This is a genomic window from Pseudomonas sp. KK18, assembly GCF_037094675.1.
Lineage (GTDB): Bacteria > Pseudomonadota > Gammaproteobacteria > Pseudomonadales > Pseudomonadaceae > Aquipseudomonas.
Genome location: NZ_CP146605.1, coordinates 1,020,765 through 1,041,970, shown reverse-complemented (window position 1 = coordinate 1,041,970; position 21,206 = coordinate 1,020,765). Strand labels below are relative to the sequence as shown.

Annotated in this window: 13 protein-coding genes, 2 tRNA genes and 3 rRNA genes; 1 reads left to right on the top strand and 17 read right to left on the bottom strand. The window is 56.8% G+C overall.

The features are described from left to right. Positions 1–51: 51 nt before the first annotated feature. From V6607_RS04425 to mrcB, 17 genes are all read right to left on the bottom strand, one after another. Positions 52–2,355, bottom strand: a complete 2,304-nt coding sequence (locus V6607_RS04425; protein ID WP_003214369.1) for an MlaD family protein — start codon at positions 2,353–2,355, stop codon at positions 52–54. Then, a complete protein-coding gene (locus tag V6607_RS04420; RefSeq protein WP_003214366.1) occupies positions 2,348–2,971 on the bottom strand; it encodes a paraquat-inducible protein A in 624 nt (207 codons plus the stop codon). The genes V6607_RS04425 and V6607_RS04420 overlap by 8 nt, the downstream gene beginning before the upstream one ends. After that, positions 2,958–3,617 (bottom strand): paraquat-inducible protein A, encoded by a 660-nt coding sequence (locus V6607_RS04415; RefSeq protein WP_003214364.1) that lies wholly within the window; start codon positions 3,615–3,617, stop codon positions 2,958–2,960. Before V6607_RS04415 ends, V6607_RS04420 begins: the two co-directional genes overlap by 14 nt. 256 nt (positions 3,618–3,873) lie before the next feature. Further along, a 5S ribosomal RNA gene (gene rrf / locus V6607_RS04410) occupies positions 3,874–3,989 on the bottom strand. A 153-nt stretch (positions 3,990–4,142) separates the two neighbouring features. Continuing rightward, positions 4,143–7,036, bottom strand: a 23S ribosomal RNA gene (locus V6607_RS04405). Positions 7,037–7,260: 224 nt separating this feature from the next. Then, positions 7,261–7,336: transfer RNA gene (locus V6607_RS04400), tRNA-Ala, on the bottom strand. 10 nt (positions 7,337–7,346) lie between these two features. Beyond that, positions 7,347–7,423 (bottom strand) — tRNA-Ile (locus V6607_RS04395). 124 nt (positions 7,424–7,547) lie between these two features. Beyond that, positions 7,548–9,084, bottom strand: a 16S ribosomal RNA gene (locus tag V6607_RS04390). The 16S, 23S and 5S rRNA genes sit together here with 2 tRNA genes alongside, the layout of an rRNA operon. A 544-nt stretch (positions 9,085–9,628) precedes the next feature. Beyond that, positions 9,629–10,249 carry a protein-methionine-sulfoxide reductase heme-binding subunit MsrQ gene (gene msrQ / locus V6607_RS04385; protein ID WP_134325724.1) on the bottom strand — a complete coding sequence of 207 codons (621 nt, stop codon included), beginning with the start codon at positions 10,247–10,249 and terminating at the stop codon, positions 9,629–9,631. After that, on the bottom strand, positions 10,249–11,262 hold the full coding sequence (gene msrP / locus V6607_RS04380; RefSeq protein WP_003212121.1) for a protein-methionine-sulfoxide reductase catalytic subunit MsrP: 1,014 nt from the start codon (positions 11,260–11,262) through the stop codon (positions 10,249–10,251). The genes msrQ and msrP overlap by 1 nt, the downstream gene beginning before the upstream one ends. Positions 11,263–11,325: 63 nt before the next feature. After that, positions 11,326–12,183: a CDP-diacylglycerol--serine O-phosphatidyltransferase gene (gene pssA / locus V6607_RS04375; RefSeq protein WP_003212123.1), complete on the bottom strand. Its 858-nt coding sequence runs from the start codon at positions 12,181–12,183 to the stop codon at positions 11,326–11,328. Positions 12,184–12,327: 144 nt separating this feature from the next. Further along, entirely contained in the window at positions 12,328–13,344 is a 1,017-nt protein-coding gene (ilvC, locus tag V6607_RS04370; protein WP_003212125.1) for a ketol-acid reductoisomerase, read from the bottom strand. Between the two features lie 50 nt (positions 13,345–13,394). Beyond that, the gene (gene ilvN, locus V6607_RS04365; RefSeq protein WP_003176102.1) at positions 13,395–13,886 is read right to left on the bottom strand and encodes an acetolactate synthase small subunit; all 492 of its coding nucleotides are present in this window, start codon (positions 13,884–13,886) and stop codon (positions 13,395–13,397) included. A 2-nt stretch (positions 13,887–13,888) separates the two neighbouring features. Then, a complete protein-coding gene (locus V6607_RS04360; protein ID WP_008436892.1) occupies positions 13,889–15,613 on the bottom strand; it encodes an acetolactate synthase 3 large subunit in 1,725 nt (574 codons plus the stop codon). A 431-nt stretch (positions 15,614–16,044) separates the two neighbouring features. After that, positions 16,045–16,374, bottom strand: coding sequence for a YqcC family protein (locus tag V6607_RS04355; RefSeq protein ID WP_003212129.1), 330 nt, complete (start codon positions 16,372–16,374; stop codon positions 16,045–16,047). Then, positions 16,374–17,114: a hypothetical protein gene (locus V6607_RS04350; RefSeq protein WP_008436887.1), complete on the bottom strand. Its 741-nt coding sequence runs from the start codon at positions 17,112–17,114 to the stop codon at positions 16,374–16,376. The genes V6607_RS04355 and V6607_RS04350 overlap by 1 nt, the downstream gene beginning before the upstream one ends. 16 nt (positions 17,115–17,130) lie before the next feature. Continuing rightward, complete coding sequence (gene mrcB / locus V6607_RS04345) at positions 17,131–19,455, bottom strand: penicillin-binding protein 1B (protein ID WP_003212132.1); 2,325 nt, start codon at positions 19,453–19,455, stop codon at positions 17,131–17,133. A gap of 118 nt (positions 19,456–19,573) precedes the next feature. On the opposite strand from mrcB, the gene V6607_RS04340 reads away from it, so the two are divergent. After that, positions 19,574–21,130, top strand: a complete 1,557-nt coding sequence (locus V6607_RS04340; protein ID WP_003212136.1) for a bifunctional aminoglycoside phosphotransferase/ATP-binding protein — start codon at positions 19,574–19,576, stop codon at positions 21,128–21,130. Positions 21,131–21,206 lie beyond the last annotated feature (76 nt).

Here is a 21,206-nt window from a genome sequence, read left to right as displayed (position 1 = left end):
GAACTGGGTCAAATGTGGGAGCGGGCTTGCTCGCGAAGGCCGCGCCTCGATCTATTTGCCGAGCGGGATTTTAGGCGCCCAGGTCAGCCATTCATCTTCAAACTTGTCGAACAGCGGGAAGGTCTGCTGGGGCCGTGCAGCGTTGCCCATACGCTCGCCGTCCGGCGTGGCAAAGGCGATGCCGCCGGCGACCAGGGTCTCCAGGGACTCCGTGCGAACAGTCGCGCCCTTGAACAAGCCGAAGTCGAGCCCGAAGCCGCTGGTGTTCCAGAACCGGCTGCCACTGCGCACCAGAGGCGCGTACTTGGGCTCGATCAGGATGTGAACCAGCACACGGTCGGCGGTCTGGCCCAGCTCGTAGCCGGTAACTTTGCCTACGGTGACTTCGCGGTAAGTGACCGGAACGCCTTCCTTCAACGAGCCACGGCGTGCGGCGCTGAGTACCAGGCTCAGGCCCTCCTCCTGATGAACGGCTTCTGGCGGCTTGTCCAGCGCGACGAAACTCTTCTGTGGGCCGATGCTTTTGGTCGCTGGCTGTACTTCGATGTACTGGCCGGTCACCAGGGTTTCCAGGTTCGACGTTTTCATCAGGCCCAGTTCAGGCTTGACCACCCAGAACTGACTGCCGGCCCGTGCGATGCGGTCGGCCACTTGGGTGATACGCGCGCTGAGCAGCACCGATTGCATGTCGGCGCTCAGGTCGACACTTTCGATCTTGCCTACGTCCAGGCCCTTGAAGCGCACTGGCGTACCCGGGCGCAGGCCATCGGCGCGGTCGACCTTGATGGTCACCAATGTACCGTGCTGGTTGGCGGCTTCGCGATCCGGGAACAGACGGAAACGTGGGATGCGCTTTTTCAGCGGCACATTCGGCTCCGGGGTTTCGAAGGCGATACCGCCCGCCATCAGGCTGGCCAGGGATTCGCTTTTCACCTGGATGCCGCCGGTAAGCCCACCGGTCAGGGTCACGCCGCTGGCATTCCAGAAACGGGTCGAGCCATTGACCAGGCCTTCGTATTCTTTCTCGATATGGACGCCGATCACCAGTTGCTTGTTCTTGCGGGAGAACTGGTAGCTCTGCACGGAACCGACCTTGACCTGCTTGTAGAGGATCGGGCTGCCGACATCCAGGGAACCGAGGTTGTCGGTGAAGAGCACCATGTGCAGGCCGGGGGAACGCAGGTCCAGTGGCGGCGCCTTGGCGCGGGCGACGTACTCCCGTTGTGGCGCGGTGCCCTTGTCGCCGGGACGGATGGCGATGTAGTTACCTTTGACCAACGCTTCCAGCCCGGTGATGCCCGCCAGGGAGATAGACGGCTTGACCACCCAGAATTGGGTGTCCTGGACGAGGTAGTCTTCGGCCAGTGGGTCGAGGGTCAACTCTGCATTGGCGCTGGACAGGTCCGGATCGATCTTCAGGGTTTTCAGGCTGCCGACCTGGATGCCTTTGTACATCACCGGGGTGCGGCCCGCCTGGAGGCCTTCGAAGTCGGTGAGTTTGACTTTGACCTTGATGCCCGCCGCGGCTGCATCGAAGTCTTCGTACAGGCGGAACGGCAGGCTCGGGTCCGTCGGTGGGCTGTCCTTGCGGTTCTCCGGCGTGGCGAAGGCGATACCGCCGGCAACGATGCTGGCCAGGGATTCACTGCGGACTTTTACGCCGGAAAGGTTGGCGTCTATGCTGATGCCGCTGGCGTTCCAGAAACGCGTGTGTTTACGCACCAGGCTGGCGTAGGTCGGCTCGATGTAGACCTTGATTTCAACGGTGGTCTGGTCTTCGGAGAGCAGGTAGCTTTTGACCTGGCCGACCTGGATCTGCTTGTAGAACACCGGGCTGCCACGGTTCAGCGAGCCGAGTCGATCAGCTTTGATCGTCAGGTGCAGGCCGGGCTTGGCGTCGGATAAAGGCGGTTCTTCGGACAGGGCCTTGAACTTGCGCGTCGGCTCACCATCGCCTGGGCTGGCGGCGATGTAGTTACCCGAGACCAGGGTTTCCAGGCCTGTGATCCCGGCCAGGCTGACACTTGGCTTGACCAGCCAGAAGCGGGTGTTGGTCTTGAGGTATTGCTCCACATCCTTGTTCATCTCGATGGTAGCAATCACCCCGCGATTGTTACCTTCGTCATCCAGGGCCAGGGTTTTCACCTTACCCACGGACATGCCTTTGTAGACCACTTCGGTCTTGTTGGCCTGGATGCCTTCGCCGCTTTCAAAGCGTACCTGAATCTCGATACCTTGCTGGTTGTACGCACGCCATCCCAACCAGCCACCGATGATCAGGGCAATCAGGGGCAGCACCCAAATGGCCGACCAGTTGGAAGCTGGGCGGGTTTTAGCCTTAGGCAAATCACTCATGGTCGTCGTCCGACTCCGTGTTATCCCAAATCAGTCGGGGATCAAAAGTTACTGCGGCAAGCATCGTCAAGATCACCACACTGGCGAACGCTACGGCACCGAGATTGGCCTCGACACTGGCAAGTCGCCCAAAGTTTACGACCGCCACCAGGATGGCAATCACGAAGATATCCAGCATGGACCAACGGCCAATGAACTCGATAAAGCGGTACATGATAATGCGTTGTTGCGCGGAAAGTGGCTGGTGACGCTGCACCGAGAACAGTAACAAGCCGATGCCCACCAGCTTGAAGGTGGGCACCAGAATGCTGGCGATGAACACTACAGCGGCGATCGGGAACATGCCGTGCTGCATCAACTGGATCACGCCGGACATGATGGTGCTCGGATCGCCTTGGCCCAGGGAGCTTACGGTCATGATCGGCAACAAATTGGCCGGGATGTACAAGATGGCTGCCGTGATCAGCAGCGCCCAGGTGCGCGTCAGGCTGTTCGGACGACGGGCGTGGACCAGCGCGCCGCAACGGGTGCAGGTTTGCTCGTCGGTGTCCGGGTCTTGTTTGTTTAGTTCGTGGCATTCGGTACAGATCAGAATGCCCGCATCAATCGCCCGCATGAGCATCCTCTCCTGACAGCGCTTCCCAGATCTGGTGAGGTGACATGACCACCTCCAGCAGTATCTGGACCATTAACAGACTGACGAAGCAGGCCAGACCGAGCCCTACGGTGATAGTGGCCATGTCAGCCAGTTTTACGATCGCCACCAGCACGCCCATCAGGTACACCTCGAGCATTCCCCAGTCCTTGAGGTGGTGGTAAATGCGATAAAACAGCAGGCCGTAGCTGCGACCGATGTTCCAGCGAATGCTCAGCAATACCGCCAGTTGGCACAGGAGCTTGAGCAACGGAATGCCCATGCTGCAGAGGAACACCACCACGGCGACTCCCTGCATGCCGGTGTCGAACAGGCCGACGACGCCGGTCCATACGGTGTCCTGCGAGGACTGCCCGAGTAGATTGAGCTGCATGATGGGTAAAAAGTTCGCGGGGACGTACAACAATAGCGCCGCAAGCACTAACGCCAGGCTTCGTTCAACGACGTTGTGGCGGTGAGCGTACAGCTCGTAGCCGCAGCGCGGGCATTGGGCCTTCTCACCGCGGGCAAGCTCCGGCTTGCGCATCAACAAGTCGCACTCATGGCATGCCACGAGTTCGTCCAGCGGTAAGTCTGACGCCTCAAGGGCATCAACCGGGTCGGGCATATAGGGCTCGGACTCTAAAAAAGATTAGGTGCCTATTCTAGTGTTCTGGTTCAGAAATAACTGTGCAAATTTGTCGGGGGATTCAGTAGCGTTTGTGCGCGCGAGGGGGGATTGGGACGAGGGGATTTAGACCAATGCGTGGCATCAGGTAGCCCGCGTTACCGTTGGAGTTTTTCGCCAGCAAGCTCGCCATACTTTCCGACCGCCCAAAACAAAACCCCTGACTGCATAAGCAATCAGGGGTTCTGGAATTTAATCTTGACGATGACCTACTCTCACATGGGGAAACCCCACACTACCATCGGCGATGCATCGTTTCACTGCTGAGTTCGGGATGGGATCAGGTGGTTCCAATGCTCTATGGTCGTCAAGAAATTCGGGTACTGAGTCGCGGCCAGTTGGCCTCGCTTCAGCAAATTGGGTATGTGATAGCTTTCGGTGTTTTGCAAGATCTCGAACTTTCGGTTCGTTTCGTCTTCACACACCGCAATCTGGTCTCTTCGACGCAAATTGCTTGGGTGTTATATGGTCAAGCCTCACGGGCAATTAGTATTGGTTAGCTCAACGCCTCACAGCGCTTACACACCCAACCTATCAACGTCGTAGTCTTCGACGGCCCTTCAGGGAACTCAAGGTTCCAGTGAGATCTCATCTTGAGGCTAGTTTCCCGCTTAGATGCTTTCAGCGGTTATCTATTCCGAACATAGCTACCCGGCAATGCCACTGGCGTGACAACCGGAACACCAGAGGTTCGTCCACTCCGGTCCTCTCGTACTAGGAGCAGCCCCTCTCAAATCTCAAACGTCCACGGCAGATAGGGACCGAACTGTCTCACGACGTTCTAAACCCAGCTCGCGTACCACTTTAAATGGCGAACAGCCATACCCTTGGGACCGGCTTCAGCCCCAGGATGTGATGAGCCGACATCGAGGTGCCAAACACCGCCGTCGATATGAACTCTTGGGCGGTATCAGCCTGTTATCCCCGGAGTACCTTTTATCCGTTGAGCGATGGCCCTTCCATACAGAACCACCGGATCACTAAGACCTACTTTCGTACCTGCTCGACGTGTCTGTCTCGCAGTCAAGCGCGCTTTTGCCTTTATACTCTACGACCGATTTCCGACCGGTCTGAGCGCACCTTCGTACTCCTCCGTTACTCTTTAGGAGGAGACCGCCCCAGTCAAACTACCCACCATACACTGTCCTCGATCCGGATAACGGACCTGAGTTAGAACCTCAAAGTTGCCAGGGTGGTATTTCAAGGTTGGCTCCACGCGAACTGGCGTCCACGCTTCAAAGCCTCCCACCTATCCTACACAAGCAAATTCAAAGTCCAGTGCAAAGCTATAGTAAAGGTTCACGGGGTCTTTCCGTCTAGCCGCGGATACACTGCATCTTCACAGCGATTTCAATTTCACTGAGTCTCGGGTGGAGACAGCGCCGCCATCGTTACGCCATTCGTGCAGGTCGGAACTTACCCGACAAGGAATTTCGCTACCTTAGGACCGTTATAGTTACGGCCGCCGTTTACCGGGGCTTCGATCAAGAGCTTCGCGTTAGCTAACCCCATCAATTAACCTTCCGGCACCGGGCAGGCGTCACACCCTATACGTCCACTTTCGTGTTTGCAGAGTGCTGTGTTTTTAATAAACAGTCGCAGCGGCCTGGTATCTTCGACCGGCATGAGCTTACGGAGCAAGTCCTTCACCCTCACCGGCGCACCTTCTCCCGAAGTTACGGTGCCATTTTGCCTAGTTCCTTCACCCGAGTTCTCTCAAGCGCCTTGGTATTCTCTACCCAACCACCTGTGTCGGTTTGGGGTACGGTTCCTGGTTACCTGAAGCTTAGAAGCTTTTCTTGGAAGCATGGCATCAACCACTTCGTCATCTAAAAGATAACTCGTCATCAGCTCTCGGCCTTAGAATCCCGGATTTACCTAAGATTCCAGCCTACCACCTTAAACTTGGACAACCAACGCCAAGCTGGCCTAGCCTTCTCCGTCCCTCCATCGCAATAACCAGAAGTACAGGAATATTAACCTGTTTTCCATCGACTACGCTTTTCAGCCTCGCCTTAGGGACCGACTAACCCTGCGTCGATTAACGTTGCGCAGGAAACCTTGGTCTTTCGGCGTGGGTGTTTTTCACACCCATTATCGTTACTCATGTCAGCATTCGCACTTCTGATACCTCCAGCAAGCTTCTCAACTCACCTTCACAGGCTTACAGAACGCTCCTCTACCGCATCACCCGAAGGTGATACCCGTAGCTTCGGTGTATGGTTTGAGCCCCGTTACATCTTCCGCGCAGGCCGACTCGACTAGTGAGCTATTACGCTTTCTTTAAAGGGTGGCTGCTTCTAAGCCAACCTCCTAGCTGTCTAAGCCTTCCCACATCGTTTCCCACTTAACCATAACTTTGGGACCTTAGCTGACGGTCTGGGTTGTTTCCCTTTTCACGACGGACGTTAGCACCCGCCGTGTGTCTCCCATGCTCGGCACTTGTAGGTATTCGGAGTTTGCATCGGTTTGGTAAGTCGGGATGACCCCCTAGCCGAAACAGTGCTCTACCCCCTACAGTGATACATGAGGCGCTACCTAAATAGCTTTCGAGGAGAACCAGCTATCTCCGAGCTTGATTAGCCTTTCACTCCGATCCACAGGTCATCCGCTAACTTTTCAACGGTAGTCGGTTCGGTCCTCCAGTTAGTGTTACCCAACCTTCAACCTGCCCATGGATAGATCGCCCGGTTTCGGGTCTATTCCCAGCGACTAGACGCCCTATTAAGACTCGCTTTCGCTACGCCTCCCCTATTCGGTTAAGCTCGCCACTGAAAATAAGTCGCTGACCCATTATACAAAAGGTACGCAGTCACAGAACAAAGTCTGCTCCCACTGCTTGTACGCATACGGTTTCAGGATCTATTTCACTCCCCTCTCCGGGGTTCTTTTCGCCTTTCCCTCACGGTACTAGTTCACTATCGGTCAGTCAGTAGTATTTAGCCTTGGAGGATGGTCCCCCCATATTCAGACAAAGTTTCTCGTGCTCCGTCCTACTCGATTTCATGACTAAGAGATTTTCGCGTACAGGGCTATCACCCACTATGGCCGCACTTTCCAGAGCGTTCCGCTAATCTCAAAGCCACTTAAGGGCTAGTCCCCGTTCGCTCGCCACTACTAAGGGAATCTCGGTTGATTTCTTTTCCTCAGGGTACTTAGATGTTTCAGTTCCCCTGGTTCGCTCCATACACCTATGTATTCAGTGTAAGGTAACCATCTTATGATGGCTGGGTTCCCCCATTCAGACATCTCCGGATCAAAGTCTGTTTGCCGACTCCCCGAAGCTTTTCGCAGGCTACCACGTCTTTCATCGCCTCTGACTGCCAAGGCATCCACCGTATGCGCTTCTTCACTTGACCATATAACCCCAAGCAATCTGGTTATACTGTGAAGACGACATTCGCCGAAAATTCGCAATTACTTACAAATTTTACCTTAGCCTGATCCGTTACCAGTGAAAGTAACGTTCAGTCTATCTTTCTATCACATACCCAAATTTTTAAAGAACGATCTAATCAAAGACTAGAAATCAATATTCATTGGCGAATATTCATTTCTAAACTCTAACAGTAGAAACAGTTAATGGTGGAGCCAAACGGGATCGAACCGTTGACCTCCTGCGTGCAAGGCAGGCGCTCTCCCAGCTGAGCTATGGCCCCATAACAAAATTGGTGGGTCTGGGCAGATTCGAACTGCCGACCTCACCCTTATCAGGGGTGCGCTCTAACCAACTGAGCTACAGACCCAATTTCGAGCGCGTAACTGATTAGCTAAGAGCTATCAGCTTGGAGCTTAAAGCTGCTTCTATCGTCTTCTTCAATGAATCAAGCAATTCGTGTGGGAACTTATGGAGCAGCTGATGTCGTCGATTAAGGAGGTGATCCAGCCGCAGGTTCCCCTACGGCTACCTTGTTACGACTTCACCCCAGTCATGAATCACACCGTGGTAACCGTCCCCCCGAAGGTTAGACTAGCTACTTCTGGTGCAACCCACTCCCATGGTGTGACGGGCGGTGTGTACAAGGCCCGGGAACGTATTCACCGCGACATTCTGATTCGCGATTACTAGCGATTCCGACTTCACGCAGTCGAGTTGCAGACTGCGATCCGGACTACGATCGGTTTTCTGGGATTAGCTCCACCTCGCGGCTTGGCAACCCTCTGTACCGACCATTGTAGCACGTGTGTAGCCCAGGCCGTAAGGGCCATGATGACTTGACGTCATCCCCACCTTCCTCCGGTTTGTCACCGGCAGTCTCCTTAGAGTGCCCACCATAACGTGCTGGTAACTAAGGACAAGGGTTGCGCTCGTTACGGGACTTAACCCAACATCTCACGACACGAGCTGACGACAGCCATGCAGCACCTGTCTCAATGTTCCCGAAGGCACCAATCTATCTCTAGAAAGTTCATTGGATGTCAAGGCCTGGTAAGGTTCTTCGCGTTGCTTCGAATTAAACCACATGCTCCACCGCTTGTGCGGGCCCCCGTCAATTCATTTGAGTTTTAACCTTGCGGCCGTACTCCCCAGGCGGTCAACTTAATGCGTTAGCTGCGCCACTAAGAGCTCAAGGCTCCCAACGGCTAGTTGACATCGTTTACGGCGTGGACTACCAGGGTATCTAATCCTGTTTGCTCCCCACGCTTTCGCACCTCAGTGTCAGTATCAGTCCAGGTGGTCGCCTTCGCCACTGGTGTTCCTTCCTATATCTACGCATTTCACCGCTACACAGGAAATTCCACCACCCTCTACCATACTCTAGCTCGTCAGTTTTGAATGCAGTTCCCAGGTTGAGCCCGGGGATTTCACATCCAACTTAACGAACCACCTACGCGCGCTTTACGCCCAGTAATTCCGATTAACGCTTGCACCCTCTGTATTACCGCGGCTGCTGGCACAGAGTTAGCCGGTGCTTATTCTGTCGGTAACGTCAAAACAGCAAAGTATTAATTTACTGCCCTTCCTCCCAACTTAAAGTGCTTTACAATCCGAAGACCTTCTTCACACACGCGGCATGGCTGGATCAGGCTTTCGCCCATTGTCCAATATTCCCCACTGCTGCCTCCCGTAGGAGTCTGGACCGTGTCTCAGTTCCAGTGTGACTGATCATCCTCTCAGACCAGTTACGGATCGTCGCCTTGGTGAGCCATTACCCCACCAACTAGCTAATCCGACCTAGGCTCATCTGATAGCGCAAGGCCCGAAGGTCCCCTGCTTTCTCCCGTAGGACGTATGCGGTATTAGCGTCCGTTTCCGGACGTTATCCCCCACTACCAGGCAGATTCCTAGGCATTACTCACCCGTCCGCCGCTCTCAAGAGAAGCAAGCTTCTCTCTACCGCTCGACTTGCATGTGTTAGGCCTGCCGCCAGCGTTCAATCTGAGCCATGATCAAACTCTTCAGTTCAAACATCTTTGGGTTTTTAAGAAACCCTAAACTTGGCTCAGCAATCGTTGGTTACATCTTTGATTTCTCGCGGAGTAACTTGTGATGCTGATAATCTTGTTGACTATCAGTCTGACTCCACAAGCACCCACACGAATTGCTTGATTCAGTTGTTAAAGAGCGGTTGGTTAAGATCTTTCGTCTCAACCGAGGCGCGCATTCTACAGCAGCCTCATTTGCTGTCAAGTGATTATTTTCAGAAGTTTTCAAAGTTTCCTTTGTAACTTCAACCACTTGCGCTTCCGATCTCTCGTTAGCGGGAGGCGAATTCTACAGCGTTACACGCTGCTGTCAACACCTCTTTTTCTCCGCTTTCGACCGAGAAGATCGAAACGTTAATAGGGCCAAACAACACTGCCTTACTAACTCCTTCTGGGCTTCGATGACCTGAAGCAACTCGCTGCCGAAACCTACATAACTCTTTGTTTACCAAGGAGTTTTCCGTTTCGACTGCGCCGGAAGTGGGGCGAATTATAGACTTCCAGAATCTGCCGTCAAGGGTTAATTACGCTTTTGTTGCAGAAGATGGTTTTTTAGCAATAAGACGGGGAATTCGGCGCATCACCGGCGGTATACGCAGGACCAGAAGCACCCCCCCTATAGATGCATAGATAGCCCACTCCTTGAGATCTGCCCGCACGATCCACAACATATGCAGCAAACCAAGCCCGAGAATCACGTAAACCAAACGATGCAGTTTCTTCCAGCGCACACCAAGGCGACGCTGGCTGTATCGGTTGGAGGTGACTGCCAGCACCAATAGAGAAAGGAATCCCAAGGTACCCACAATAATGTAAGGCCGCTTCCGTAGCTCAACCCCCAACTGCGACCAATCCAACCCAAGGATAAACACGCAGTAAGCAGCGAGATGCAAAACCACATAGGCAAAGCACCACAATCCCAGTTGCCGTCGCACGGCGATCCACCCCGCCCAACCACTGAGCTTCTGCAACGGTGTCATACCCAGGGTTATTAACAACAGAATCAAGGTGCCAAGCCCGAGCCGATCCATCAGCACCTTGCCCGGGTCAGGTCCCAGCGCAAAGCTCCAGGCCTCGTACAGCCAGAACAGCGGCCACACCGCCGCTGCTATAAAGACGCCGATGCGCCAGATCGGATAGCGCATCAATAGTTCTTCCGCAGATCGAGGCCCGTATAAAGAGAGGCGACTTCATCGGCGTAGCCGTTGAACATTTGTGTCTCACGCACATTGGGGCTGAACAGCCCGCTGGGCAACCGCCGCTCCCGCGCCTGGGTCCAACGCGGATGGTCGACGGTAGGATTCACATTTGCGTAAAACCCATACTCACTCGCGGCAATACTTTGCCAGGTGGTTTTCGGCTGCTCGCTGACCAGGCTGATGCGTACGATCGACTTGACGCTCTTGAATCCGTATTTCCACGGCACCACCAACCGCAACGGCGCGCCGTTCTGGTTCGGCAGCTCCCGCCCATACATGCCCACCGCAAGGATCGCCAGGGGATTCATCGCCTCATCCAATCGCAGCCCTTCTACATAAGGCCAGTCGATCAAGGCGAAGTTGGACCGCTGCCCCGGCATGCTCTTGGGGTCCTGCAGGGTTTCAAAACGAATGTACTTGGCGTTCGAGGTCGGCTCGACGTGCTTGAGCAGTTCCGATATAGGGAACCCTATCCACGGAATGACCATCGACCAGGCCTCTACACAGCGCAGTCGATAGATTCGCTCTTCCAACTGATAGGGCTTCATGAAGTCTTCAAGCGCATAGCGCCCAGGTTTGGCGACCTCACCATCTATCACCACACTCCACGGCTCAGTCTTCAGAGACCCGGCATTGGCTGCAGGGTCGCCCTTGTCCGTACCGAACTCATAGAAGTTGTTGTAGTGGGTTGCGTCCTTGAAAGGGGTGATGGCCTCGTCCTTGACGGTAATCGCCTGCCATTTGGTACCCGGCAGCTTTTCGGCAAACCAGCCAGGTGCATTGCCCGGCTCGACATCGGCATAACGTGCCGCATCATCCGCACTGGCCCAACGCGGCAGGCTGCTGGCAGCCAGGCCGGCAAGCGCACCACCGAGCAAGCTGCGGCGAGAGAAATAGAGGGATTCAGGCGTGACATCCGATTCTTGGCAATCAGACGCTTTGGGAAACTTGATTAACATGGCAACTCCGCAGCTTTGGAGGACAGATGCACCAATAGACTGCGGAGTATGGGGGAAATTACATTAAGGCAACGTTTTGCGCTGACGAAGATGCAGAAGGTACTGCACCGGGCCGGACGCGGCATACACAAGGAAAGCCAGCAGCAGGATTCGCGGCGGATCACTGAAGACCACGGCAAACACCAGCACCACTGCCAGGATAGCCACAAACGGCACACGCCCTTTGAGATCCAGCTCCTTGAAGCTGTTGTACTTGATATTGCTGACCATCAGCATGCCGGCCGCCGCAACCATCAAGGCCACCAGGAACGACATCTTGGAACCCTGGATACCGTAGTCGCTGAATGCCCAGACAATACCGGCTACCACACCCGCCGCAGCCGGACTGGCCAAGCCAATGAAGTAGCGCTTGTCGGCAGTCCCCACCTGGGTATTAAAGCGCGCCAGACGCAATGCCGCGCCCGCCACATAGATGAAGGCAACCATCCAGCCAACCTTGCCCATATCACCCAGCGCCCAGGCAAATGCGAGCAACGCCGGCGCCACACCGAAGGCAACCATGTCCGACAGCGAGTCATACTCGGCGCCAAAGGCACTCTGGGTGTTGGTCATCCGCGCAACCCGGCCATCCAGGCCATCAAGGACCATGGCGACGAAGATCGCTATCGCGGCAAAACCAAAGTACTTGCTGGCCCCGGCCGCATCGCCGGCCGCCAACGCACTCTGGGCACTCATGGAATTGATGATGGAGTAGAACCCCGCGAACAGGTTCGCAGTGGTGAACAGATTGGGCAGAAGATAGATGCCACGATGCCGGACTTTACGGCCTTCAGCATCGTGCCCTTCTTCGACATGTTCATCGATCGGTAGCAGGCTTTCGGCGTCAGAGGCCTGGTTTGGCTCTTCGGGACGTTCGCTCATGGACTTTACCTTGCAACGGTGTGAAAAATTTCGACAGAAACTTGCGGCGAGTGTTCGCCCGCAAACGATGCAGCTTTATACCAGAACCTGCCCCGCAAACGAAAAAACGCGGCCTAAGCCGCGTTTTCCCTTGATCCGTACGACTTAGTTTTTGGCTTTGTCGACGATCTTGTTGGCACCGATCCACGGCATCATGGAGCGCAGTTGCTCGCCGATGATCTCGATACCGTGAGCGGCGTTGTTACGACGCTTGGCGGTCATCGAAGGGTAGCCGGTTGCACCTTCGCTGATGAACATTTTGGCGTATTCGCCGTCCTGAATACGTTTCAGGGCGTTGCGCATGGCCTGACGGGACTCGGCGTTGATCACTTCCGGGCCAGTCACGTACTCGCCGTATTCGGCGTTGTTGGAGATCGAGTAGTTCATGTTGGCGATACCGCCTTCGTACATGAGGTCAACGATCAGCTTCAGTTCGTGCAGGCATTCGAAGTAGGCCATTTCTGGCGCGTAGCCAGCTTCAACCAGGGTTTCGAAACCGGCTTTGACCAGCTCAACGGTACCGCCGCACAGAACGGCTTGTTCGCCGAACAGGTCGGTTTCAGTCTCGTCCTTGAAGGTGGTTTCGATGATGCCGGTACGACCGCCACCCACGCCAGCAGCGTAGGACAGTGCGACGTTCTTGGCGTTGCCCGAGGCGTCCTGGTAGATCGCGATCAGGTCAGGGATACCGCCGCCTTTGACGAACTCGGAGCGCACGGTGTGGCCCGGTGCTTTCGGCGCGATCATGATCACGTCGAGGTCGGCGCGCGGCACAACCTGGTTGTAGTGGATCGCGAAGCCGTGGGAGAAGGCCAGGGTGGCGCCCTTCTTGATGTTCGGCTCGATCTCGTTCTTGTACAGCGCGGACTGGAACTCGTCCGGGGTCAGGATCATGACCAGGTCGGCAGCAGCAACAGCAGAAGCAACGTCAGTCACTTTCAGGCCGTGGGCTTCAGCCTTGGCAACAGTGGCCGAGCCTTTGCGCAGGCCAACGGTCACGTCAACGCCGGAATCTTTCAGGTTGCACGCTTGGGCGTGGCCCTGGGAACCGTAGCCGATGATGGCGACTTTTTTGCCCTGGATGATCGACAGGTCACAATCTTTATCGTAATAAACTTTCATGAGGTTCCTCTATATATCCAGGCCGTTTAAGGCCATTCGCTAAATTTGAGTTAGATGCTGAGTACTTTGTCGCCACGAGCAATCCCGGTGACGCCACTGCGTACAGTTTCCAGAATCGAGGCCGTCCCGATCGACTGGATGAAGCTGTCCAGCTTGTCGCTTGTACCGGTCAGTTGAACGGTATAAACGCTGGCGCTCACATCGACGATCTGCCCGCGATAAATGTCGGTAGTGCGCTTGATCTCGGCCCGTTGTGCACCCGTGGCCTTGACCTTGACCAGCATCAGCTCACGCTCGATGTGGGCACTCTCCGACAAGTCGACCAGCTTGACCACTTCGATCAGCTTGTTGAGGTTCTTGGTGATCTGCTCGATCACCTCATCATGGCCAACGGTGGTCAACGTCAGACGCGACAAGGTCGGGTCTTCGGTCGGCGCCACCGTCAGGCTTTCGATGTTGTAGTTGCGTTGCGAAAACAGTCCGACCACACGTGACAGAGCGCCCGGTTCGTTCTCCAGAAGCAGGGAGATAATGTGCCGCATGATTAGGTACGCTCCGTCTTGTTCAGCCACATATCGCGCATGGAGCCGTCTTTGATCTGCATCGGGTAGACGTGCTCGCTGGTGTCGACCTGAATATCGAGGAACACCAGGCGGTCCTTCATGGCGAACGCCTCTTCCATCATCGGCTTCAAATCCTTCAGATCGGTGATGCGCATGCCGACATGGCCATAGGCTTCAACCAATTTGACGAAGTCAGGCAGAGACTCCATGTAGGAATGGGAGTGACGGCTGCCGTAGCTCATGTCCTGCCACTGGCGAACCATGCCCAGTACACCGTTGTTCAGGCAGACGATCTTCACCGGCAAGCCATATTGCAGGCAGGTCGACAGTTCCTGGATGTTCATCTGGATACTGCCTTCGCCGGTGACGCACGCAACGTCAGTATCCGGAAAGCTCAGCTTCACACCCATGGCCGCAGGGAAACCAAAGCCCATCGTGCCCAGGCCACCGGAGTTGATCCAGCGGTTAGGCTTGTCGAACTTGTAGTACTGCGCCGCGAACATCTGGTGCTGGCCCACATCGGAGGTCACAAAGGCATCGCCCTTGGTCACTTCGCACAGGGTTTCGATCACGGTCTGTGGCTTGATGACGCTGCCATCACCCTTGTCGTAAGGGAACAGACCGCGATCACCGCGCCACTCGTCGATCTGCTTCCACCAGCTGGCAACGGAATCCTTGTTCGGGGCTTCGCCGATTTCCTTCAGCGCAGCGACCATTTCGGTCAGCACGCTTTCCACAGGACCAACGATAGGCACGTCGGCCTTGATGGTCTTGGAGATGGATGCCGGGTCGATATCGATGTGGATGATCTTGGCATTCGGGCAGAACTTGCTCGCGCCATTGATCACCCGGTCATCGAACCGCGCACCGACGGCGAGGATCACGTCAGCATGGTGCATGGCCAGGTTGGCGGTGTAGCTGCCGTGCATGCCGAGCATGCCGACGAACTGACGGTCCGAACCCGGGAACGCGCCAAGGCCCATCAAGGTGTTGGTGACTGGCAGGTTGAGCAGCTTGGCCAGTTCGGTCAGCGGTGCAGAACCGCCGCCCAGAATCACCCCTCCACCCGAGTAGAGCACCGGACGCTTGGCCGCCAACAGCATTTCTGCCGCCTTGCGGATTTGCCCCGAGTGCCCGCGAACGGCCGGGCTGTAGGAACGCAGCTTGGCTTTCTTCGGGAAGATGTATTCGAATTTTTCCGCCGGGTTGGTCATGTCTTTCGGGATATCGACCACCACAGGACCCGGGCGACCGGACTGTGCGAGGTAGAACGCCTTCTTCATGACTTCCGGGATTTCCGAGGCATGCTTGATCATGAAGCTGTGTTTCACGATCGGCCGGGAAATACCGATCATGTCGGTTTCCTGGAATGCATCGGTACCGACCATGGTGCTCGCCACCTGGCCAGAAATGATCACCATCGGGATGGAGTCCATATAGGCCGTCGCTATGCCGGTAATGGCATTGGTCGCGCCAGGGCCGGAAGTCACCAGTACCACACCGGCTTTACCGGTGGCACGGGCGTAACCGTCAGCCATATGGGTAGCAGCTTGTTCGTGGCGAACCAGGATGTGGGTAACAGCCGGTTCCTTGAACAGTGCGTCGTAGACATGCAGCAGAGCACCACCTGGGTACCCGTAGATATAGTCGACGCCTTCGTCACGCAAAAAGCGGACGAGCATCTCACCGCCAGATAAAAGCTCCACGTTGTTCACCTCTAAAACGCCAGAATACCGTCCGTTAAAAACCGACGGGTCTTAATAGGTTTACTTCTCAGCAGAGCATGAGCGACGGTGGTCGCCGACTACGTCAGCACTGACTGAGCAAGTATTGGGAGCGTCCCAAGTGTTGCGGGATTTTCCCACCCAGCGCGAGGTAACGCGTTGCGGGTGTAACAGGTCGGCGCGGGTATGCGCCTCATGATCTGCTGAGTGGGTCTGCTTCTGGCAGTCCCTCTACAGCGGACTTTGGATTCTTCTGTTTCAGCCTCTCCAAGTCAAGCAATAATTGCGCTTTTTTCCAACTAAGCGCATGAGAACGTAGAAGAAAGGGGCTTGAGGAGGGATAAAACTCGCCTGAATGGCGCAAAGCGGTAGAAATATGCGCAAGACTGCCGGAAAAACCGGCAGCCAGGCAATTAACGAGCGTCGACGATCAGTTGATCGAACTTTTTCAGCGCAGTCCGCAGGCCAAGGCTCTCAAGTGGCCGATCGGCGTAAACCATCTCGGCCATCTCCAGAATCCCAGACGCATTGGGCAATGGCAGGTCCTGTTCGAGGATTTGCTTCATCCGTGTCAGGAAAATCCATTGCAGCCACTGGTGAAAGTCCAGTGTGTCGACGGAAAACGGCTCAACACTGCTCAAGGCTTCAGCACTGGGGGACACTTCGTCCCACCAGCCCTGCAAGCGCAGTTCGCGCTCGATCAACAACAACTGTTCGGCAATCGCCGGAAAGCGTGCATCCATCAGAGGCTTACCTTGGCTTTTTGCCGAGCCTGGGCGGCGCCAGCAGCATCGCCTTGCTTCTCGCGGGCATCACCGATCAAGCTCCACAGGCTGGCCTGCAGGTCTGGACGGCCATTGGCCAGGGTCAGGCCGCGGCGGGCAAATTGTTCAGCTTGTGGGGCATCGCCCTGGGCCATGCGAACCTGAGCCAGGCGGTATAGCACTTGCGGTTCACGCGGTGCCACGCGCTGGGCGCGCTCGAGGCTCGACGATGCGCCGTTCAAATCGCCACCCGACTGCTGCTGTTGGGCAGTGGTGAGCAACGCCAGCACCGGGCCATCCAACTGCTCATCGGCTGACAGACCGCCGGCACTGCTGGCGGAAGGAATTCCACTCGGCGTCGACGGCATGTTGTAGGTGCCCTGGTTGATCGGTGCCGTTTGAATCGGCGTGGCGTCGATCGGGCCCGATGTACTTGGGCCTGGGGTCCACGGCTGAGTACTGATCGGAGCCGAGGTGGCAGCACCGCCACCCGGGATCATCACCACTACACCAGAGTCCTGAGGCACGGCTTGCGCCTGGGGCCGGGCCTGGGCAGGACGGTTGGTAACGGTTTGGCGGAAGCCGCCGTTGGCCGAGATCCGGTCGTTGTTGGACACCGTTGTACTGGAGTCCACCACCGGAATAGAGCCCCGCTCCACGCTGGCGCAACCACCGAGCAATGCCAAAACTGTAATAGCTGGAATCAACAACTTGTTCACGTGAAACCCTCTTTGCTTAATTCATCCAGCCCTTGACCCAATCCATCACCGATTCAGCACTGGCGGGCGCACTGGCTCCGCACGCTGCACCGGGTGGTGGCTCGCTGCCGCGAATATACGGCATCTGCACCGCGCCCGGACAGTTGGCATCGGAACCCTGGCCGGTGTGCGGATCGATCCAGGCCTGGACGATATTGTCCGGCTGCGGCATGTTCAGCGGCAGTGGATCGGCCTTTTTCATGAAACTGGTCCATACCTGCAACGCGCCGGTGGCACCGGTAAACGGCGTCTTGCCGTTGTCATCACGCCCCAGCCAAACCACTGCCAGCAGGTCCTGGCTGAAACCTGCGAACCAGCTGTCCCGCGAATCGTTACTGGTACCGCTCTTGCCGGCCAGTGTCAGGTTGGCCGGCAGCACGTTGTAGGCCGAGCGCCCGGTACCTTCGCGCATCACGCGCTGCATGGCGTTCTGGATTAGGTAGATCGAGGCCGGGTCAAAGCGTTGCTGAATCTGGAACGGATAGCGCTTGAGCGGTTCGCCTTCGGCCGTCAACACGCTCCGGATCCCACGCATCGGCGTATTGAAACCACCGTTGGCCAGGGTCTGGTACATGGTCGCCACTTCCATCGGGCTCATCGCACCCGCACCCAACAGCATCGATGGGAACGCCGGGAACTCACGAGTGATGCCCAACCGGCCGAGCGTCTTGAGCACGTTCGGCACGCCCAGTTCAAGGCCGAGGCGGGAAGTCGAGATGTTGTAGGAATGCGCCAACCCCTGGTACAGGAAAATCGTACCGTGGGAGCGACGATCAAAGTTATGCGGCGTCCACATCTGGCCATCAGCCCCTTTGACCGACAGCGGGTCATCGGACAGCCAACTGGTCAGCGTGTACTTGCTCGGTTTTTCCAGCGCGGTCAGGTACACCGCCGGCTTGACCAGCGAGCCAATCGGCCGCACCGCGTCCAGCGCCCGGTTGAACCCGGCAAAGCTGGCCTGGCGACTGCCGATCATGGCCTGGACTTCGCCGGTTTCCGGGTTGGTCACCACCATCGCAGCCTCGACGTCGTCAGAGCCTTTACGACCTGTCAGGCGTTTGAAGGTGTCATTGACCGACGCTTCGGCCTTCATCTGCAGGATCGGGTCGAAACTGGTGAAGATCCGCAGGCCTTCTTCGGTCAAGTCTTCGTCGCGGTAGTCTTCACGCAGTTGGCGTTTGACCAAGTCGATAAAGCCCGGGAAGGAGCTGTCGGCGAGCTTGCCGCGGGTGGTTACACCCAGTGGCATTTTCTTCGCGGCGGCCACTTGTTCAGGGGTGGCGACACCTTGCTGCTCAAGTACATCCAGCACCAGGTTACGGCGCTCCAGCGCCCGCTCCGGGTTGCGACGCGGGTTGTAGTAGGACGGCCCCTTGACCATGCCCACCAGCAGCGCCACCTGGTGCAACTTCAGCTCGGACAACGGCTGGCCGAAGAAGAACTGGCTGGCCAGACCAAAACCGTGGACGGCACGCTGACCGTCCTGGCCAACGAACACTTCATTGAGGTACGCCTCAAGAATTTCCTGCTTGCTGTAGTGCAGCTCCAGCAGCATCGCCATCATGGCTTCGGTCAGCTTACGGGTCAGGCTGCGCTCGTTGGTCAGGTAGAAGTTCTTGACCAATTGCTGCGTCAGCGTACTGCCGCCCTGGGTCATCTTGCCGCCGGAGGTGTTGACCCAGAGGGCGCGCGCGATGGACTTCGGTGATACGCCCCAGTGGCTGTAGAAATCCCGGTCTTCGACGGCGATCAGGGTATCCAGCAGGTAAGGCGGCACCTGATCGATCTTGATCAGGATGCGGTCTTCCAGGTTTTTCGGATAAATCCCACCGATCATTAAGGGTTCCAGGCGCACCACCGGCAACTTCGAGCCGTTGAGCGAGGACAGTTCGGCTACGTAGTCGCCAGAGAAACGCACGCGCACCGGCTGGGGTTTTTCCAGGCCTTCATAGAACTGGAAGCCGCGGGTGTTCAGGTCAACCGTGTTGCCGCTGACGGCAGCGGCGCCAGGGCCATTGCTCACGGGTTCGCGGCGATAGCCCAGGGCATCGAGCTCGGTGAGGAAGTCATCCTTGCTCAGCTTCTGGCCGCTGAACAGTTCCAGCGGGCGCGCGTAGACCTTGGCCGGAATGGTCCAGCGCTTGCCGGAGAACTTCTCCTGGACCACGGCATCGAGGTAAACCGCGAAGCCGGCGATCACGACAAGCCCTACCAGGCTGAGCTTAAGCGCCCAGCCCAGCCAAGGGCGCAGGCCGCGGGAAGGAGGTTTTTTACGGGAACGGGGAGATCGGGTACGAGTCATGGCGGCGGATTATACGCACTTTATTGATGACCAACATGAGCCGGACAGCGGTTTGCACGACCGCCTGTAGGAGCCATAATGCCCGCCATGAATTTTCCCAGACTCTGAAGGATCGCCCGTGAGCCAGTCCCTGATTGCTGCCCTGCAAAACCCGGCCCTGTTTCCCCATCCGGTGGATCAGTTCCAAGTCATCGAGACCCATATTTCCTGGGTCCTGCTCACTGGGCCCTATGCTTACAAGATGAAGAAGCCGGTGAATTTCGGCTTCCTCGATTTCACCACCTTGCAAGCCCGCGGCCACTTCTGCAATGAAGAGCTGCGCCTCAACCAGCGCCTGACCGATGATTTGTATCTTGAAGTGTTGCCGATCACCGGCAGCGCCGAGGCACCGCAGTTGGGCGGCGACGGTCCGGTGGTCGACTACATGCTGAAAATGCGCCAGTTCCCGCAAAGCCAACTGCTCAGCACTCTGCAGGCCAACGGCGAACTGACCAGCGCACACATCGACGAAATGGCCAGGCAGATCGCGCATTTTCACCTGAATGCCCCTAAAGTGCCGGCCACTAACTCTGCTGGCACGCCGCACGATGTCATGGCACCGGTGCTGCAGAACTTCGAGCAGATCCGTCCGTTCCTCAGCGACAAGGCCGACCTGGCACAACTGGACGCCTTGCAGGCCTGGGCCGAAAGCAGTTTCGAGCGTCTCAAGCCGCTGTTTGAACAACGCAAGCTCAATGGCTTCACCCGCGAATGCCACGGTGATATCCACCTGGGCAACGCCACGATGATTGATGGCCACGTGGTGATCTTCGACTGCATCGAGTTCAACGAGCCGTTCCGCTTCACCGACGTGTATGCCGACACCGGCTTTTTGGCGATGGACCTGGAAGACCGCGGCCTCAAGAGCCTGGCACGACGCTTCATCAGCCAGTACCTGGAGCTGACCGGCGACTATCAAGGCCTGGAAGTACTGAACTTCTATAAAGCCTACCGCGCTCTGGTACGCGCGAAGATCGCGCTGTTCAGCATGCCTTCCGAGGCGGACGCGGTGCAGCGCGCTACCACCCTGCGCCAGTACCGCAACTACGCCAACCTGGCAGAAAGCTACAGCACCATCCCATCTCGCTTCCTGGCCATCACCCATGGGGTATCGGCCGTTGGCAAAAGCCATGTATCCATGCGCCTCGTAGAAGCATTGGGGGCGATTCGCCTGCGTTCGGACGTAGAGCGCAAGCGCCTGTTCGGCGAGCAGAAGGTCGAGAACACGCCGCAGGCCGGGATCTACGCCGCAGACGCCAGCGCCGCGACCTACGCGCGCCTGAACGAAATCGCCGACACCGTACTGCGCGCCGGTTTCCCGGTGGTATTGGACGCGACCTTCCTCAAGCGAGAACAACGCGACGCGGCGGCCAAGATCGCCGAGGCCACCGGCGCGCCATTCCTGATCCTTGACTGCAATGCGCCACAGGCGGTAATCGCCGCTTGGCTGGCACAACGTCAGGCGGACAAGAACGACCCTTCCGACGCCACCCTGGCCATCATCGAAGAACAGCAGGCCACCCGTGACCCGCTCAGCGCCGAGGAGTTGCTGCTCAGCAAGCGCGTGGAGACCAATGAAAGCGGGACCCTGGACGCATTGGTGGCACATATTCGCCAGCGCCTGCCGGGGCTGTAAGAAATATTTCTTGGTCGTGCAGCCTTCCGGGGCTCACGGCCGAGAAATAGTGGCACTATAATGGCGCCATAATTCC

What these genes read in the sequence shown, in the direction of transcription:
- V6607_RS04425 (WP_003214369.1), bottom strand. Translation starts at nt 2,355, where the DNA reads ATGAGTGATTTGCCTAAGGCTAAAACCCGCCCAGCTTCCAACTGGTCG.
- V6607_RS04420 (WP_003214366.1), bottom strand. Translation starts at nt 2,971, where the DNA reads ATGCGGGCGATTGATGCGGGCATTCTGATCTGTACCGAATGCCACGAA.
- V6607_RS04355 (WP_003212129.1), bottom strand. Translation starts at nt 16,374, where the DNA reads ATGGATGCACGCTTTCCGGCGATTGCCGAACAGTTGTTGTTGATCGAG.
- msrP (WP_003212121.1), bottom strand. Translation starts at nt 11,262, where the DNA reads ATGTTAATCAAGTTTCCCAAAGCGTCTGATTGCCAAGAATCGGATGTC.
- ilvC (WP_003212125.1), bottom strand. Translation starts at nt 13,344, where the DNA reads ATGAAAGTTTATTACGATAAAGATTGTGACCTGTCGATCATCCAGGGC.
- V6607_RS04415 (WP_003214364.1), bottom strand. Translation starts at nt 3,617, where the DNA reads ATGCCCGACCCGGTTGATGCCCTTGAGGCGTCAGACTTACCGCTGGAC.
- pssA (WP_003212123.1), bottom strand. Translation starts at nt 12,183, where the DNA reads ATGAGCGAACGTCCCGAAGAGCCAAACCAGGCCTCTGACGCCGAAAGC.
- msrQ (WP_134325724.1), bottom strand. Translation starts at nt 10,249, where the DNA reads ATGCGCTATCCGATCTGGCGCATCGGCGTCTTTATAGCAGCGGCGGTG.
- mrcB (WP_003212132.1), bottom strand. Translation starts at nt 19,455, where the DNA reads ATGACTCGTACCCGATCTCCCCGTTCCCGTAAAAAACCTCCTTCCCGC.
- ilvN (WP_003176102.1), bottom strand. Translation starts at nt 13,886, where the DNA reads ATGCGGCACATTATCTCCCTGCTTCTGGAGAACGAACCGGGCGCTCTG.